This is a genomic window from Nonomuraea sp. NPDC049141 (genome assembly GCF_040648415.1).
Lineage (GTDB): Bacteria > Actinomycetota > Actinomycetes > Streptosporangiales > Streptosporangiaceae > Nonomuraea.
In genome coordinates this window covers 32,471-47,115 of record NZ_JBEZDR010000017.1, presented here as the reverse complement: position 1 = coordinate 47,115, position 14,645 = coordinate 32,471, and the positions used below count along the sequence as shown (strand labels likewise).

Sequence of the window (14,645 nt, the reverse complement as noted above, 5' to 3'; positions counted from 1 at the left end):
TACCCTCCTTTGGAGGAGCCGCACGAGGCGCCACGCCCTCGCTTTGCGACGGCGGGCGAGCAAGGATGGGGGCTATGCGTCAGCTGTACATCGGCGGTGCCTGGACCGCTTCGGTCTCCGGCGAGCCCATCGAGGTCGTCAACCCGGCCACGGAGCAGATCATCGACCGGGTGCCGGCCGGCGCCCCCGAGGACGTAGAGGCGGCCGTGCGCGCCGCGCGCGCTGCCTTCCCGTCCTGGTCGGCCACGCCCGCCGCCGAGCGCGGCAAGCTGCTGGGCGCCGTCGCCGAGCTGCTGACCGAGCGGGCCGGTGACATCGCCAAGACCATCGCGACCGACATGGGCTCACCCCTGGGCTTCGCGCTCAAGGTGCAGACGCTGATGCCCGCGGGCGTGCTGGCCGCCTACGCCCGGCTGGCCGAGAGCCATCCGCGCGAGTCGCGCATTGGCAACTCGCTGGTGGTCAAGGAGCCGGTCGGCGTGGTCGCCGCGATCACCCCGTGGAACTACCCGCTGCACCAGATCATCTGCAAGGTCGCCCCGGCTCTGGCCGCCGGCTGTACGGTCGTGCTCAAGCCGTCCGAGGTGGCGCCGCTGGCGGCGTACGCGCTGACCGAGATCTTCCACGAGGTGGGCCTGCCCGCCGGCGTGTTCAACCTGGTCAGCGGGCGCGGCCCGGTGGTGGGCGAGGCCCTGGCCGCGCACCCGGAGGTCGACATGATCTCCTTCACCGGCTCGACGGCCGCCGGGCGCCGGGTGGCGTCGCTGGCGGCCGAGTCGGTCAAGCGGGTGGCGCTGGAGCTCGGCGGCAAGTCCGCCAACCTGATCCTGCCCGACGCCGACCTGGGCGCCGCCGTCAAGGTCGGCGTCGCCAACTGCTTCGTCAACGCCGGCCAGACCTGCTCGGCGTGGACCCGCATGATCGTCCACCGCGACCAGTACGACGACGCGGTCCACCTGGCCGTCGACACGGCGCGCCGCTACACCGTGGGCGACCCGTTCGACGAGACCACCCGGATCGGCCCGCTCGTCTCCGCCGCCCAGCGCGACCGCGTGGTCCGCTACATCAACCGCGGCGAGGAGGAGGGCGCCAGGCTGGTGACCGGCGGCACCGAAGCCCCGCACCCGCGCGGCTTCTACGTCGAGCCGACCGTCTTCGCCGCGGTCGAGCCGGGCATGACGATCGAGCAGGAGGAGATCTTCGGCCCGGTCCTGACGATCATCCCGTACACCAGCGAGGACCAGGCCGTCCACATAGCCAACGACACTCCCTACGGCCTGGCCGGCGCGGTGTGGGCGGGCACCCAGGAACGCGCGGTCGCGGTGGCCCGCAGGCTGCGCACCGGGCAGGTGGCGATCAACGGCGGCGCCTTCAACCCGCTCGCCCCGTTCGGCGGCTACAAGCAGTCGGGCATCGGCCGCGAACTGGGCGAACACGGGCTGGAGGAGTTCCTGGAGATCAAGGCAATGCAGCTTTAGAGCAGCATTCCGCCCGTCGCCAGCAGATTCTGTCCCGTGATCCACCGTCCGTCGGGTCCGGCCAGGAACGCGACCACGGCCGCGATGTCGTCGGGCCGCCCCAGCCGCTGCAACGCGGTGAACCCGGGCATCCGCTCCAGCGCCTCGGGCGGGTTGCTGTCACGCAGCATGTCGGTGTCGGTCGCGCCGGGGGAGACGATGTTGGCGGTGATGCCGCGCCCGCCCAGCTCGCGCGCCGCGACCTTGGTGAACTGCTCGACGGCCGCCTTGCTCGCCGCGTAGAGGGAGATCCCCGGGCCGGGCACCCGGGTGTTGAGCGTCGAGACGTTGATGATCCGCCCTCCGTCGCGCATCACCCGCCCCGCCCACTGGATGGCCAGGAACGTCGAACGCGCGTTGACCGCGAACAGCCGCTCGTAGGTCTCGTCCGTGATATCGGCGATGAGCCCCTGGCCGGTCTGTGCCGCGTTGCCGACCAGGATGTCGAGCCCGGGCAACCGCTCCTCCGCCTCGGCGAACAGCCGGTCCAGATCGGCCCTGTCCCCCTGGTCGGCCTGTACGGCATGCGCTCCGGTCGCCGCGGCCACCTGCTTGGCCGCCTCGGAGTCACTGCGATAGGTGAAGATCACATCGGCCCCGTCACCGGCCAGCCGTTCGACGATGGCCCGGCCGATGCCCCGGGAGCCCCCTGTTACCAGTGCGCCCTTGCCCGAAAAATCGCTCATGCCGCCAACCTACGTCCTGATCATGATCTTGCGGGACTCCGTCTTCGGCAGCCGGTCGACGAACAGCTGCCCGTCGAGGTGATCGCTCTCGTGCTGGAAGCAGCGGGCCAGTGAGCCGCGCGCCTTGACCCGCTGCGGGCGGCCGAGCCGGTCGAACCCCTCGACGGTCACGCCCGAGGCCCGCGCCACCGGGGCGTAGATCGGCGTGCCCGTCTGCCGGTCGGGCACCGACAGGCAGCCCTCCTCGTCCAGCGCCTCTTCCGGATCGTCCACGGTCAGGGTGGGATTGACCATGTGCCCCTTGCGTCCGCTGATGTCATAGACGAACAGCCGCCGCGACACCCCGATCTGCGGCCCGGCCAGGCCGACGCCGTCCACCGCGTACATCGCCTGGAACATCTCGTCGATGAGGCGGCGCAGCTCGCGGTCGAAGCCTTCGACGGGCTCGGCGGGCGTGCGCAGCACAGGATCGCCGACGACGCGGATCTCGCGCATGATGGTCTGCTCCCGTAAGGACTGGATTACCGATGGCTCCTTACTCTAGCCAGCCGACGCGCTGGTGCGAGGGACGCGGGCGGCGCTGTGGAAGACTGGTCGCGTGCGTGTCTACATCGGTGCCGACCATGCCGGCTATGAGCTCAAGAACCACCTCGTGTCCTGGCTCAAGGACCACGGTCACGAGGTGACCGACTGCGGTCCGTTCGTCTATGACGCCGAGGACGACTATCCGGCGTTCTGCCTGCGGGCCGCCGAGGGCGTCGCCGGCGATCCCGGCAGCCTGGGCATCGTCATCGGGGGGTCGGGCAACGGCGAGCAGATGGCCGCCAACAAGGTGCGCGGCATCCGTGCCGCCCTGGCCTGGAGCGAGGAGACGGCCAGCCTCGCCCGCGAGCACAACAACGCCAACGTGGTCTCCCTCGGCGCGCGCATGCACTCCGCCGACGAGGCGACGGGCTTCGTGGAGACCTTCCTCGCCACGCAGTTCTCCGGCTCGGAGCGACACGCCCGCCGCATCGCGCAGGTGGCCAGCTACGAGACGATCGGCCAGCTGCCCTCTCTGCCCTAAGCCCGCCGCCTGGGTTCGCGCTTGGGCATCTCGTCACGCAGGGGCCGCCGGTCGGCGGCCTCCTGCTGCTCCTTGGAGGGCCGCGACACGTCGCGGGCCCGCATCGCGGTGATCGCGGTGATCTGCAAGCTCTGCAGCGCCATGCCCGCGAGCCTACGTCAGAGGGGCCGACGTCAGAAGGGCCGACGTCAGAACGACAGTCCCGCCCACGGCTTCGGGCTCCACGCCATGGCCGCGTCGAGCCTGCGCACCGAGCCCGCCGAGTGCTCGCGCAGCAGCCCCGCGTCGAGCTGGGCCGCGAGCAGGCCGTCGCCCATGTACGCCGAGCCGAGCGAGGAGACCGGCAGCGACATGTCGGGCTCGTCCTCCACCGGCTTGCACTCGGCGCCGGAGGCGTCGGCGCTGAGCCGCCAGCGGCGGGCGTTCCACGGGCATACGTCGTCCTCGACCTCGATCACCACGTCGACGGCCGACGAGTACGCCCGCGAGGTCAACGCCCGGTCCACCTCCACGAGGCGTACCCACAGCTCGTCCGCGCAGCTCGCCCGGAGCTGCCGTGGGTCGGCGAGCAGCGCGATGAGCGCGTCGTCCACCGGCCTGCCGCCCTCCACCCGGGAGATCAGATCGCGGTCGAGCACGCTGCGCCACAGCAGCGCGCGGGCGGCGGGGTCGGCCGCCTCCAGCTCCTGCAGCTTCAGCAGCCCGTTGGGCACGCCGTCGTCGTCCCAGTTCGCCTTGATCCTGAACAGCGCGTAACCACGCACGGCCCGGTCATCCTCGGCGATCACCGAGCGGAGCGGCCCGTTGCCGTGCCGGTCGAACTCCTCGTCGGCCAGTACAGCGCTCCAGAACTGCTCGTTACGGAGATAACGCCCGGGGCGCGCGGCCACGACGGAGGCGAACAGCCGCTCGAACTCGGCTCGGGCCTCGGCCGGCTTGGCCACCCTGATGCGTAGTGACGGGTCCGTGGGGGCGTTCGCGACGAAGGCCGAGCCGTGCTTGGAGATGCTGAACCCCATCTCGCTCGACGCTCTGCCGTACCCGAACCTGCCGTAGATGACGGACTCGGAGGCGTACAGGGCGGCGACGGACTCGCCGCGCTCGCGCACGTCGGACAGCTGCCTGCGCATCAGGCTCGACAGCACGCCGCGACGGCGATGGGAGGGGAGCACGCTGACGGCCGTCACGCCCGCGACCGGGATCTGCGCGCCGGGGACCGTCATGGTGAAGGAGAAGACGGCGGTGACGCCCGCTATGACGTCGCCGTCGAACGCGGCAAGCGTCCGATCGAACTCGGTCTGCGCCTTGAATCGTTCTGATTCCTGAGGATGCGGCGCCCAGCCGAACCCCTCGGAGAGCACCTCGGCGAACGCCGGCCACTCGGCCTCGTTCACCGGACGGATCGGATACGTCATCCGTCCAAGGTAGGAGCGGGCAAAGGGGGAGGGCCACCCAATATACGTCCTTAATGATCAAGGCCTTGGTCAAGTGGGCTGCCCAAAGGGAGGCCAGACCGATACAGTCAGGCGCATCATGAGTTCCCGTCCGGCGCCGCTGATTCCACCACGGCTCCGCGCAATCCTTGTGCGGGTGCCGTTTCTGGTGTCCGCGGTCCGGTTCCTCAGAAGAGGCTCCTTGGCCCGAGACCGCAACCTGATGGTCACGTTGACGATGCTGACGCTCGTCATCGGACTGCTGGCTGCGCAGATCTCGACCGAGTGGTTCTCGCCCTCGCTGCTCATCCTCATCCTCCTCGTGGGCGGGTTGCAGCTCCGGCTGGGCAGTCTGATCAAGCTGCTCGTCGCGGTGGCCATCTCGCTCGGCTACATCGCAGGGACGCTCGGGATCGGCCGGATCGGCATGGGGCTCATGGTGACGATCGGCTTCACCACGGTGCTGGCGGTGCTGATGGCCCGCACCCGCGGCAAGCTCGGCGTGCAGGGGCTGCGCGGCGACGCCATGCTGCTGGAGCTGCGCGACCGGCTCAAGAGTCAGGGCGAGCTGCCCCCGCTGCCCAAGGACTGGGGCGGCAAGGTCGTGCTCAAACAGGCGGGCGGCTCCTCCTTCGGCGGCGACTTCCTGGTCTCCATGCGCGACGGGGACAAGGTGGAGATCGCGCTCGTCGACGTGTCGGGCAAGGGTGTCGACGCGGGCACCAGGGCGCTGCTGCTGTCCGGCACGTTCGGCGGACTGCTCGGCTCGGGCGTCGACTTCCTGCCGGCCTGCAACACCTACCTGCACCGCCAGCGCGGTGACGAGGGCTTCGTGACGGCCGTGCACGTACGCCTCGACCTGGCGACGGGCGACTACACGATCACTTCGGCCGGTCACCCGCCGGTGGTCAAGTTCGACGCGGGCGCGGGCACCTGGCAGGTCGCCACGGCCAAGGGCGTCGTTCTCGGTGTGGTCCCCGACCTGCACTGCGAGCCCGACAGCGGCACCCTGCGCAAGGGCGAGGCGCTGCTGCTCTACACCGACGGGCTGATCGAGCAGCCGGGACGCGACATCGACGCCGGGCTCGACAAGCTGCTCGGGGAGGCCGAGCGGCTGCTCACCTCGGGATTCCGCGACGGCGCTCGCGCCCTGGTCAACGCCATGGCGTCGGGCCACAACGACGACTGCGCGCTGGTTCTCATCTGGCGCCCGTGACGAATCACACGGGTCAAGCGGTGAACACGGTCACTGGCAGTGCCTGATCGATCTTGAGATCCTCGAAGGGTTCACCGCTCCGGGTCCCGGTGGAGCGGCGCGGCTTCACCGGGGCCCGGTCTCTACAGCCGGTGGGTCCTCACAGCCGGCCTTCGCGGCCAGCCCTCACAACCGGCTCTCACAACCGGCTCTCACAGCCAGCCCGAGTCGCTCGCGATGCGGACCGCGTCGATGCGATTGCGGGCCCCGGTCTTGCACATGATCCGCGACAGGTGGTTGCGTACGGTGCCGACCGACAGGAAGAGCTGGTCGGCGATCTCCGTCGAACGGGCCCCGCCCGCCGCGATCCGCAGCACGTCGAGCTCGCGTCTGGTCAGCGGGTTGGTGGCCGACTGGAGCGCGGCGATCGCCAGGTCGGAGTCGACCGCGCGGCGCCCGGCGGCGACCAGCCGCAGGCTCTCGGCGAGCTGCTCGGGCGCGACGTCGAGGCTCATGAAGCCGAGCGCGTGCGTGGCGAACGCCCTGCGCACCTGACCGGGCTTGGCCTGCGCCGACAGGATGAGCACGTGGCAGCCCCGCTCGCGCAGCCGGGCCGCGGGAAACAGGCCGCCCCCGCCGGGCAGGTCCAGATCGATGACCGCGGTGTCGGGCGCGCACGCCGCCGCCGCGGGCAGGACGCCTTCCGCGTCCGCCACCTCGGCGACCACCTTCAGGTCGGGCTCCGCGTCGAGCGAAGCGACCAGTCCGCGCCGGACCAGCGGCAGATGCTCGGCGACCAGAATCCGGATCAAGGCTCCACCTCCGTCATCTCCCAGAGTGATCGCTTGATCGCGTACTGTCAACGTAATCTGCCGAGCTCGCAAAGGGTGCGCAAGCCATCGAGGCGTGAGGACTTCGACTACTCTGGGGCTGTCGAGACCTTCTGTCTGCCCTGGAGCGGGACTAGATGAACTGGCTTTACCTCGCGGGGATCATCGTCTTCCTGATCGGGCTGATGGCGTCCGTCGCGTTGCACGAGCTCGGCCACCTGGTGCCTGCCAAGATCTTCGGCGTCAGGGTGCCCCAGTACATGGTCGGCTTCGGCACGACCGCCTGGTCCATCCGGCGGGGCGAGACCGAGTACGGCATCAAGTGGATCCCCCTGGGCGGCTACATCCGCATGATCGGCATGCTGCCGCCACGGCCCGGCGACGATCCGACCAGGTTGAGGAGCAGCTCCACGGGCCCGTTCCAGGGCCTCATCGAGTCCGCCCGCGACGTGGCGCAGGAAGAGGTGCGGCCGGGCGACGAGGACCGGGTGTTCTACCGGAAGAAGTGGTGGCAGAAGGTCATCATCATGTCCGGCGGCCCGTTCATGAACTTCGTGCTGTCGTTCATCCTCTTCTCCGTCCTGCTCGTCGGCATCGGCCTGCCCACGCTGACCCCCGTGGTGTCGCCGAAGACCAACACCTGCGTGATCCCGGTCAGCGAGCAGCGGACCGACTGCCGGGCCACCGACCAGCCGACACCGGCCGCCCAGGCCGGCATGAAGCCCGGGGACCGGATCGTCTCCTTCGGCGGCCAGAAGATCACCACCTGGGACGACGCCACCCGCCTGATCCGTTCGCACCGCCCCGGTCCCGTCGCCGTCGGCATCATCCGCGCCGGTCAGCCGATGACGCTCAACGTCACCCTCATCTCCCAGGACCGGCCCTCGGCCACCGACCCGAAGAAGATCGACAAGAACGTCGGCTTCCTCGGTGTCATGCCCACCGAGGTCATGCAGCCGCAGAGCCTCGGCGTCGTCGTCGGCTACATGGGCCAGCTCACCGGCCGGGTCGCCGAGTCGCTGCTGAACCTGCCGCAGAAGATGGTCGGCGTGTGGCACGCCGCGTTCTCCGGCGACAAGCGCGACCCCGAGGGCCCGGTCGGCGTCGTGGGCGCCGGGCGCATGGGCGGTGAGATCCTCTCCTCCGACCTGTCGAGCAAGCAGAAGGTCGCCTTCCTGGTCAACCTGCTGGCCGGGTTCAACCTGGCGATCGGCATGTTCAACCTCATCCCGCTGCTGCCGCTCGACGGCGGCCACATCGCGGGCGGTCTCTGGGAGGGCCTCAAGCGCGGTTACGCCCGCGTCAGGCGCCGCCCCGAGCCCGGGTACGTGGACATCGCCAAGGTGCTCCCGCTCACCTACGCCCTGGCCTTCGTCATGATCATCATGGCCGGCCTGCTTGTCTACGCCGACCTGATCAACCCGCTCACCCTCACCGGCTGACCCGCCTTCTGGCAGCTACGGCGTACCCGCGAAGCCACGGGCCCGCCGACAACCTGCTCGGCGAGCGGCTCGACCGGCGCGCCGACTACGTGGTCGGAGACCCCAAGCCGAACTCAACGCCCTGGTGGCCGCGGCCGTGGGCGTCCCGATAGGGCTGGTCACAGGAGACGACGTGATCTGCGCGGTCGCGGAGAAGACGTTTCCTGGCGTGGTCACCGTCCCGGTGAAGACAGCGCTGGGACGCACGGCCACGCGCAGCAAGCACCCGGCGGTCGCCCGGGCGGCCATCGCCGCCAGGGCGGCCCGCGCCGTGGCCGGCGCCATCTCGGGAACGCTTCGGCCGGTGACCGTCCCCGACGAACTGGCCATCGAGGCCGAACTACGGCCCCATGGGGCCGTGGAGCTGGCCGCCCTGGTGCCGGGCACCGAGCGGACGGGCGCGCGTACGGTCCGCTATCAGGCTGCCAGTCCCAGGACGGCGTTGGACGTGCTCCTTGTCTGGTCCGCGCTGACCAGCCACTATCTCAGCCGCTGAATCACCACCTCAGGCGCCGGCCGGTGCCAGGGCCTGTAGGGGGATCGGCAGCGCCGAATGAGGCCTGTGCATCAGGTCCTCGTCAAGGCGAACACCGCTTTCCAGCTCCACCACGGCCAGGCACGCCGCCGTGATGTCCACTGATGCCGCCGCGCCCTCGCTGTCGTAGCCGCCGGCGAGGATCTTGGTGAAGGGCATCAGAGGGCCGAGGAGGTCTGTCCATGGTGTGGAGGGCAAGGAGGCCGGCTCGGGATGGTCGAGGTATCCCTCAGCGACCCCGTACCGGACGTACATGCTGGTGCTGCCGTTGATGTCGAAGGACACGTACCAGTGCCGGAAGCCGTCGCCGGCCAGCCTCTGGATCATCTGCTCACGGTCACCGAGGTTGACCCAGTCCAGAGTGACGACCCCGGAGCCGACCTGATAGAGGTGGAGGGCGCCCCTGCGGTGCGGCTCATTGGGGGCATGGTCGAAGTGGAGGCGCCTCACGGCATCCTCGACCGACAGAACTCCGGAGTCGGGGACCGTCACCGTGTACGCGAAGGTGTCGAGTCCAAGGTAATCCAGCATGTCGTGGTAACGAGCGACGATGTCATCGAACATGAGGTGATCAACCTTTCTCGGCCGCGGGTCCCCTTGTCAGAACATCGAGATGTGTACATGGTCGAAGTGGTTCTCGGTGATGCTGCCGCGGTCGGACATCGGGCTCCAGCCCGAGCCCTGATTGATCCGCTGCTTCCAGATGACGTACTTGACCCCGAGCTTGTCCTTGTTCTCGATCGCCCAGGCCGCGATGCGGTTGCCGAGTGCCTGGTTGGCCTCGGTGGGCATGGTGCCGCCGGTGCTCATCATGAAGTCGCACGCGCGCCCCAGCGGGTGCTCGCCGCCGCCGCCCGAGCGGAAGCAGCCGACCTCGAACGGCAGTGAGAAGTCCTTCTGGATCAGCCCGCGGATCACCCGCATGCGGGCGGTGATGTTGTCGGCGCCGGACGGGAGCTCGGGCGCCCAGCTGCCGTCCGAGCGGCGGCCGGGGCCGAACGGGATGAGGTCCTTCAGCTTCTTCTGGATGTCCTTGATGAGGTCCTGCGCGTCGTCCCGCTGCTTGGCCACGTTGGCCGCGTCGTCGCGGATCTTCGTCTCCAGGGCGGTCGCCTGGTCCGCGGCCGCCTTCTTCAGGTTCCTCAGGGTGGCCACGCTCTGCACGATCGCCTGCTGCGAGGCCGTGAGCTGCTCCAGCACCGCCGCGCTGGAGCTGTCGCTCGGGAACGTGAGGTTCGGCAGCGAGCCGGTGCCGTTCTGGTACTGCAGCTGCGCGAGCTCGGCGACGCGCTTCTGGGCGGTGACGAGGCTGGCATCCGCCGCCGCGAGCCGCTTCTTGGTCGTCTCCGAGTCCTCTTTCGCCTTGGCGAGTTCGACGCGCTTGAGGTTGTAGGTCTCGATGAGCTTGTCGACCTTCTGGTCGAGCTCCTTCAGCTCCGCGCGGAGCTTGGCTTCGCTGGGCTTGGGCGCGGCCGGCGCGGCCGAAGCCGGTACGGCCGTGAAGGCTCCGAAGGCCACACAGGTGGCGGTGATGAGACCGATGGCAAGACCCGTGGGGGACGCAGTCGCCACGTGAGGGGTTCCTCTCCCTGACTGCCGACCGGGTTAGCTGACGGGTTCGGGCAGGGAGATGCCGCCTTACCACCGAAGTGGATTCACCCCAAGATGCGATGGGTCCCCGGCTCCCAGGTCACGCACCCGGGATTAGGCCAACACCGACCATTTCGGTCGGTGCTTCAGGGGATATTAGTGGTAAACCCAAGGTCATGGCGACTTCAAGCAGAAATCAATTAGAGATCTACCTGTGATCGAAGCATGCGTGCGGCCTCCTCCGGCAGGACATCGTTGACGAACGCGCCCATGGCCGACTCCGAGCCCGCCAGATACTTGAGTTTCCCGGGCGCCCGCCTGATGCTGAACAGCTCCAGGTGCAGATAGGCCAGGTCACGGTCCTGCCGCACCGGCGCCTGGTGCCAGGCCGAGATGTACGGCATGGCGACACCGAACAGCCCGTCGAGCGCCCGCAGCACGGAGGTGTAGAGCGGCGCGAAGGCGGCGCGTTCCTCCTCCGTCAGCGCGGCCAGGTCCGGCGTCTGCCTGTGCGGATACACGTGCACCTCGAACGGCCAGCGGGCGGCGGCGGGTACGAACGCCGTCCACAGCTCGTTGGCCGCCACCACACGCACCCCGGCGGCCCGCTCGGCCGCCAGCACGTCGGCGAACAGGTTGCCGCCCCGGTGCCGGGAGGCCGCGCCGAGCTGGAGCTTGGTCCGCGGGGTCACGTACGGGTAGGCGTAGATCTGCCCGTGCGGGTGCGGCAGCGTGATGCCGATCTCCTCGCCCCGGTTCTCGAAGCAGAAGACCTGCTCCACGCCCTCGATCGCGGACAGTTCGGCCGTACGGTCGGCCCACGCCTCCATGACCAGGCCCACCTGCTCATCGGAGAGCCGCGAGAACGACGACGAGTGCTCGGAGGTGAAACACACCACCTCACACCTCCCCACACCCGGCCGGACCTCACTGAGCCCCCCGGCATCCTCATAAGTCCCGAAATTTCCGGAAAAAGAGGGGAAGCGGTTCTCGAAGACCACCACGTCATAGTCGTGTGCCGGGATCTCCGACGACCGTGTCTCAGACGACGGGCACAGCGGGCATTCGTCGGCCGGAGGCAGGAACGTACGCGTCTGGCGGTGTCCCGCCATCGCGATCCACTCCTCGGTGAGCGGATCGTAGCGCAGCTCCGACGCCACCGGCCTGGGGTCGAGCGCCCGCCGGTCGATCGCGCTCCGGTCGGCGTCGTCGCGCCGGTCGAAGTAGATCAGCTCTCGGCCGTCGGCCAGGTGGGTGATGGTGCGTTTCACTGCGAGTCCTCCGCGATGATCAGTTCGCCGGCGCGTTCGCCCAGCTCCATGCGTGCCTCCTCGGGCAGCCCCGAGTCGCTGATGACCACGTCGGCCTCCGTCAGTTCGGCGATCGTGCTGATGCCGACGGTGTTCCACTTGGTGTGGTCGGCGGGGATGACCAGCCGGTGCGCCGCGGTCACCAGCTCCCGGTCGGTCTCCGACTCCAGCAGGTTGGGCGTGGTGAACCCGGCCCGCACGCTCATCCCGTGCACCCCGAGGAACAACGTGTCCACGTGCAGCCGGCGGATCGCGGCCACCGCGACCGGGCCGACGAGGGCGTCGGACGGTGTGCGTACGCCGCCGGTCAGCACAACCGTGCGGTCGGCGCGCGGGCTGCGGTGGAAGACGTCGGCCACGGGGATCGAATTGGTGATGACCGTGAGCTCGGGCACCGAGACGAGGTGGTGGGCCAGGGCCCAGGTCGTGGTCCCGGCCGAGAGCGCCACCGCGGTGCCGGGCCGTACCAGCTGGGCGGCGCGGCGCGCGATGGCCTCCTTCTCCTGCTGCTGGCGGGCGGACTTGGCGGTGAAGCCCGGCTCCTCGGTCGAGCCGGGACCCAGCGCGGTCGCGCCGCCGTGTACCTTCTCCAGCAGCCCGCGCTCGGCGAGCACTTCGAGGTCGCGACGGACCGTCATGTCTGAGACGCCGAGCTCGCGAACGAGGTCGGCCACCCGAACGCCGCCGCTGCTGCGCACGCGTTCGAGGATCGCCTGCTGGCGCTGCTGTGCGAGCACGCCCCCGCTCCTTCCAACAGATTCCACCAAATTATGACACGGATATGTTGGGGAATGTTAGGTCGCATGGCTTGTGCGGTAGACCGTGGCACGAGAGGTTGAGAACGCGCACCCGATCATTGGAGGCATCCATGGCCAAGCGATCTCGCAAGACCAAGGCACGCAAGAAGAAGAAGGCCAACCACGGCAAGCGCCCCAACGCGAACTGACGGCGGACCGGCCGCGGTGAGCTCCCTTCACCCCGGCCGGTGAAGCGGCCTAGCCGGGCAGGTCGTGCAGGGCCTCATCGATGCGCTCCTGCGGGAGGGCGTAGTCCTGCATGCGCCCGGACAGGTAACGATCATAGGCGGCCAGGTCGAAGTGGCCGTGCCCGCACAGCGCGGTCAGGATCACCTTCTCCTCGCCGCTCTCCCTGCACCGCAGCGCCTCGGCGATGGTCTCGGCCAGCGCGTGCGTCGGCTCGGGTGCCGGGACGATGCCCTCGGTACGGGCGAAGCGCACACCTGCCTCGAAGCACTCGGTCTGGGACTTGGTCACCGCCTCGAACAGCCCCAGTTCGTACATGTGCGACAGCAACGGCGACATGCCGTGATAGCGCAGCCCGCCCGCGTGGATCGGGTCGGGCACGAACCCGTGGCCCAGCGTGTGCATCTTGAGCAGCGGTGTGAGGCCGGCCGTGTCGCCGAAGTCGTAGGCGTAGACGCCCCGCGTGAACGACGGACAGGCCTCGGGCTCGACGGCGCGTAGCGTCACGTCGAGGTTCCCGGCCAGCTTCTCGCGCAGGAACGGGAAGGTGAGCCCGGCGAAGTTCGAACCGCCTCCGGTGCAGCCGATGATCAGATCGGGCATCTCCGCCAACTGGGCCAGCGCCTCCTCGCCGATCACCGTCTGGTGCATGAGCACGTGATTCAGCACCGAGCCGAGCGCGTAGCGGGCGTCCGGGTTCGCGCCCGCCACCTCGACCGCCTCGCTGATCGCGATGCCGAGGCTGCCCGGCGAGTCGGGGTCGTCCGCCAATACCTTGCTGCCCGCCCCGGTCACGGTCGAGGGGCTGGCGTGCACCGTCGCGCCGTACACCTGCATGAGCGAGCGCCGGTAGGGCTTCTGATCATGGGAAGCGCGGACCATCCAGATCTGACACTCCAGATCGAACTGCGCGCAGGCGAAGGCCAGCGCCGAGCCCCACTGTCCGGCGCCGGTCTCCGTGGTGAGCAGCCGTACGCCTTCGCGGGCGTTGTAGTAGGCCTGCGGGACGGCGGTGTTCGGCTTGTGCGACCCGGCGGGGGAGACGCCCTCGTACTTGTAGTAGATCCGGGCAGGCGTGCCGAGCGCCTTCTCCAGCCGCCGCGCCCGGAGCAGCGGGGTCGGCCGCCAGAGCCGGTAGACGTCGAGCACCTCCTGCGGGATGGCGACGTACCGCTCGGTGCTCACCTCCTGGCCGATCAGCTCCATCGGGAACAGCGGCGCCAGATCGTCGGGTCCCACCGGCTGCCGCGTGCCCGGATGCAGCGGCGGAGGCGGCGGCGCGGGCAGATCGGGAACGATGTTGTACCAGTTGCTGGGAGTCACCGACTCAGTGTGCGCCGGTTACCGCCCTCCCTCAATCAGCACCGCCATACGCGCGGGATGATCAGCGCGCACCGCCACGTCGGCGCCCCGCAGCGGATCGGCCTCCCGCTCGTAGCGCGCGTAGGCGGGCAGCCGCCACCGCTCGTTCTCCCCGGTCATCCGCCCCAGCGCCCCCTCGGACAGCCACAGATGCACGCTCACCTCGAACGGCAGCCCCCGGCCCAGCAGCAGCGTCCCGTCGAGCAGCAGCACAGCCCCGTCAGGCAGCGTCTGGTACGGCAGGCGGTACGCGCGGTCGGCACGGCTGTCCCAGAGCGCTCGCAGCACCTTGCCGGACCCCCGGGGCCCCAGCGGCCCGAGCACCTCCCGGGTCAGCGCTCCCGTGTCGAGCCAGTCGTCGTAGAAGGCGTCGGGGTTCGTCCGGCCGTACTCGAGCCTGAGGGACGCGGGCCGCAGGAAATCGGCGGCCGACACCCGCAACACGGCCCTGCCACGCATCCTGAGCGGCGCGACCAGCTCGTCCGCCAGCCGTTCGGGATGGGCGGGCGGCGCTCCGTCGATGGCGACCCGCGCGTAGGACCCGCGCGGCAGACCCGCGATCCGCTCGGCCAACTCCTCGACAAGGGCCTCTCGGGAGATCGCTCGCGCACGCATCGATCCGAGCCTACGCGGTCGTACCGCGGTCGATCAGGCGGT

General features: G+C 69.6%; 15 protein-coding genes, 1 pseudogene and 1 riboswitch. Of the genes and pseudogenes, 5 read left to right on the top strand and 11 right to left on the bottom strand.

Translation table 11 applies throughout. The features are described from left to right. Nucleotides 1–74: 74 nt before the first annotated feature. Complete coding sequence (locus AB0B91_RS41600; RefSeq protein ID WP_358332397.1) at nt 75–1,478, top strand: aldehyde dehydrogenase family protein; 1,404 nt, start codon at nt 75–77, stop codon at nt 1,476–1,478. On the opposite strand, the gene AB0B91_RS41595 is transcribed toward AB0B91_RS41600, so the two are convergent. Both AB0B91_RS41595 and def read right to left on the bottom strand, forming a co-directional pair. Further along, the gene (locus AB0B91_RS41595; protein ID WP_358332394.1) at nt 1,475–2,203 is read right to left on the bottom strand and encodes an SDR family oxidoreductase; all 729 of its coding nucleotides are present in this window, start codon (nt 2,201–2,203) and stop codon (nt 1,475–1,477) included. The genes AB0B91_RS41600 and AB0B91_RS41595 overlap by 4 nt on opposite strands. Before the next feature lie 9 nt (nt 2,204–2,212). Next, nucleotides 2,213–2,698: a peptide deformylase gene (def, locus tag AB0B91_RS41590; protein WP_358332391.1), complete on the bottom strand. Its 486-nt coding sequence runs from the start codon at nt 2,696–2,698 to the stop codon at nt 2,213–2,215. Between the two features lie 103 nt (nt 2,699–2,801). On the opposite strand from def, the gene AB0B91_RS41585 reads away from it, so the two are divergent. Continuing rightward, nucleotides 2,802–3,269: a ribose-5-phosphate isomerase gene (locus AB0B91_RS41585; RefSeq protein ID WP_358332388.1), complete on the top strand. Its 468-nt coding sequence runs from the start codon at nt 2,802–2,804 to the stop codon at nt 3,267–3,269. On the opposite strand, the gene AB0B91_RS41580 is transcribed toward AB0B91_RS41585, so the two are convergent. Together AB0B91_RS41580 and AB0B91_RS41575 are read right to left on the bottom strand one after the other, a co-directional pair. Beyond that, a complete protein-coding gene (locus AB0B91_RS41580; RefSeq protein ID WP_358332385.1) occupies nt 3,266–3,412 on the bottom strand; it encodes a hypothetical protein in 147 nt (48 codons plus the stop codon). The genes AB0B91_RS41585 and AB0B91_RS41580 overlap by 4 nt on opposite strands. 45 nt (nt 3,413–3,457) lie before the next feature. After that, nucleotides 3,458–4,684 carry a GNAT family N-acetyltransferase gene (locus tag AB0B91_RS41575; RefSeq protein WP_358332382.1) on the bottom strand — a complete coding sequence of 409 codons (1,227 nt, stop codon included), beginning with the start codon at nt 4,682–4,684 and terminating at the stop codon, nt 3,458–3,460. A 118-nt stretch (nt 4,685–4,802) separates the two neighbouring features. Between AB0B91_RS41575 and AB0B91_RS41570 the strand changes: the two genes are divergently transcribed. Next, a complete protein-coding gene (locus AB0B91_RS41570) occupies nt 4,803–5,918 on the top strand; it encodes a PP2C family protein-serine/threonine phosphatase (RefSeq protein WP_358332379.1) in 1,116 nt (371 codons plus the stop codon). A gap of 191 nt (nt 5,919–6,109) precedes the next feature. Here AB0B91_RS41570 and AB0B91_RS41565 read toward each other — a convergent pair whose 3' ends face one another. Continuing rightward, complete coding sequence (locus tag AB0B91_RS41565) at nt 6,110–6,709, bottom strand: response regulator transcription factor (protein WP_358332376.1); 600 nt, start codon at nt 6,707–6,709, stop codon at nt 6,110–6,112. 155 nt (nt 6,710–6,864) lie between these two features. Between AB0B91_RS41565 and AB0B91_RS41560 the strand changes: the two genes are divergently transcribed. Together AB0B91_RS41560 and AB0B91_RS41555 are read left to right on the top strand one after the other, a co-directional pair. Beyond that, nucleotides 6,865–8,169 (top strand): M50 family metallopeptidase, encoded by a 1,305-nt coding sequence (locus tag AB0B91_RS41560; RefSeq protein ID WP_358332373.1) that lies wholly within the window; start codon nt 6,865–6,867, stop codon nt 8,167–8,169. Nucleotides 8,170–8,287: 118 nt separating this feature from the next. Continuing rightward, nucleotides 8,288–8,704 (top strand): annotated as a pseudogene (locus AB0B91_RS41555) (M55 family metallopeptidase); the annotation flags it as partial. A 9-nt stretch (nt 8,705–8,713) separates the two neighbouring features. Here AB0B91_RS41555 and AB0B91_RS41550 read toward each other — a convergent pair. The 6 genes from AB0B91_RS41550 to AB0B91_RS41525 all read right to left on the bottom strand — a co-directional run bounded on the left by AB0B91_RS41550 (nt 8,714) and on the right by AB0B91_RS41525 (nt 14,603). After that, nucleotides 8,714–9,307 carry a hypothetical protein gene (locus AB0B91_RS41550; RefSeq protein WP_358332370.1) on the bottom strand — a complete coding sequence of 198 codons (594 nt, stop codon included), beginning with the start codon at nt 9,305–9,307 and terminating at the stop codon, nt 8,714–8,716. 36 nt (nt 9,308–9,343) lie between these two features. After that, nucleotides 9,344–10,315 carry a hypothetical protein gene (locus tag AB0B91_RS41545; RefSeq protein ID WP_358332368.1) on the bottom strand — a complete coding sequence of 324 codons (972 nt, stop codon included), beginning with the start codon at nt 10,313–10,315 and terminating at the stop codon, nt 9,344–9,346. A gap of 6 nt (nt 10,316–10,321) precedes the next feature. Further along, nucleotides 10,322–10,464: riboswitch (cyclic di-AMP (ydaO/yuaA leader) on the bottom strand. A 69-nt stretch (nt 10,465–10,533) separates the two neighbouring features. Further along, nucleotides 10,534–11,604 (bottom strand): galactose-1-phosphate uridylyltransferase, encoded by a 1,071-nt coding sequence (gene galT / locus AB0B91_RS41540; RefSeq protein ID WP_214637421.1) that lies wholly within the window; start codon nt 11,602–11,604, stop codon nt 10,534–10,536. Beyond that, on the bottom strand, nt 11,601–12,380 hold the full coding sequence (locus AB0B91_RS41535; RefSeq protein WP_219537457.1) for a DeoR/GlpR family DNA-binding transcription regulator: 780 nt from the start codon (nt 12,378–12,380) through the stop codon (nt 11,601–11,603). Before AB0B91_RS41535 ends, galT begins: the two co-directional genes overlap by 4 nt. A 258-nt stretch (nt 12,381–12,638) precedes the next feature. Then, nucleotides 12,639–13,949 (bottom strand): TrpB-like pyridoxal phosphate-dependent enzyme, encoded by a 1,311-nt coding sequence (locus tag AB0B91_RS41530; protein WP_358332364.1) that lies wholly within the window; start codon nt 13,947–13,949, stop codon nt 12,639–12,641. A gap of 18 nt (nt 13,950–13,967) precedes the next feature. Further along, nucleotides 13,968–14,603 carry a uridine kinase gene (locus tag AB0B91_RS41525; RefSeq protein ID WP_358332361.1) on the bottom strand — a complete coding sequence of 212 codons (636 nt, stop codon included), beginning with the start codon at nt 14,601–14,603 and terminating at the stop codon, nt 13,968–13,970. Nucleotides 14,604–14,645: the final 42 nt, after the last annotated feature.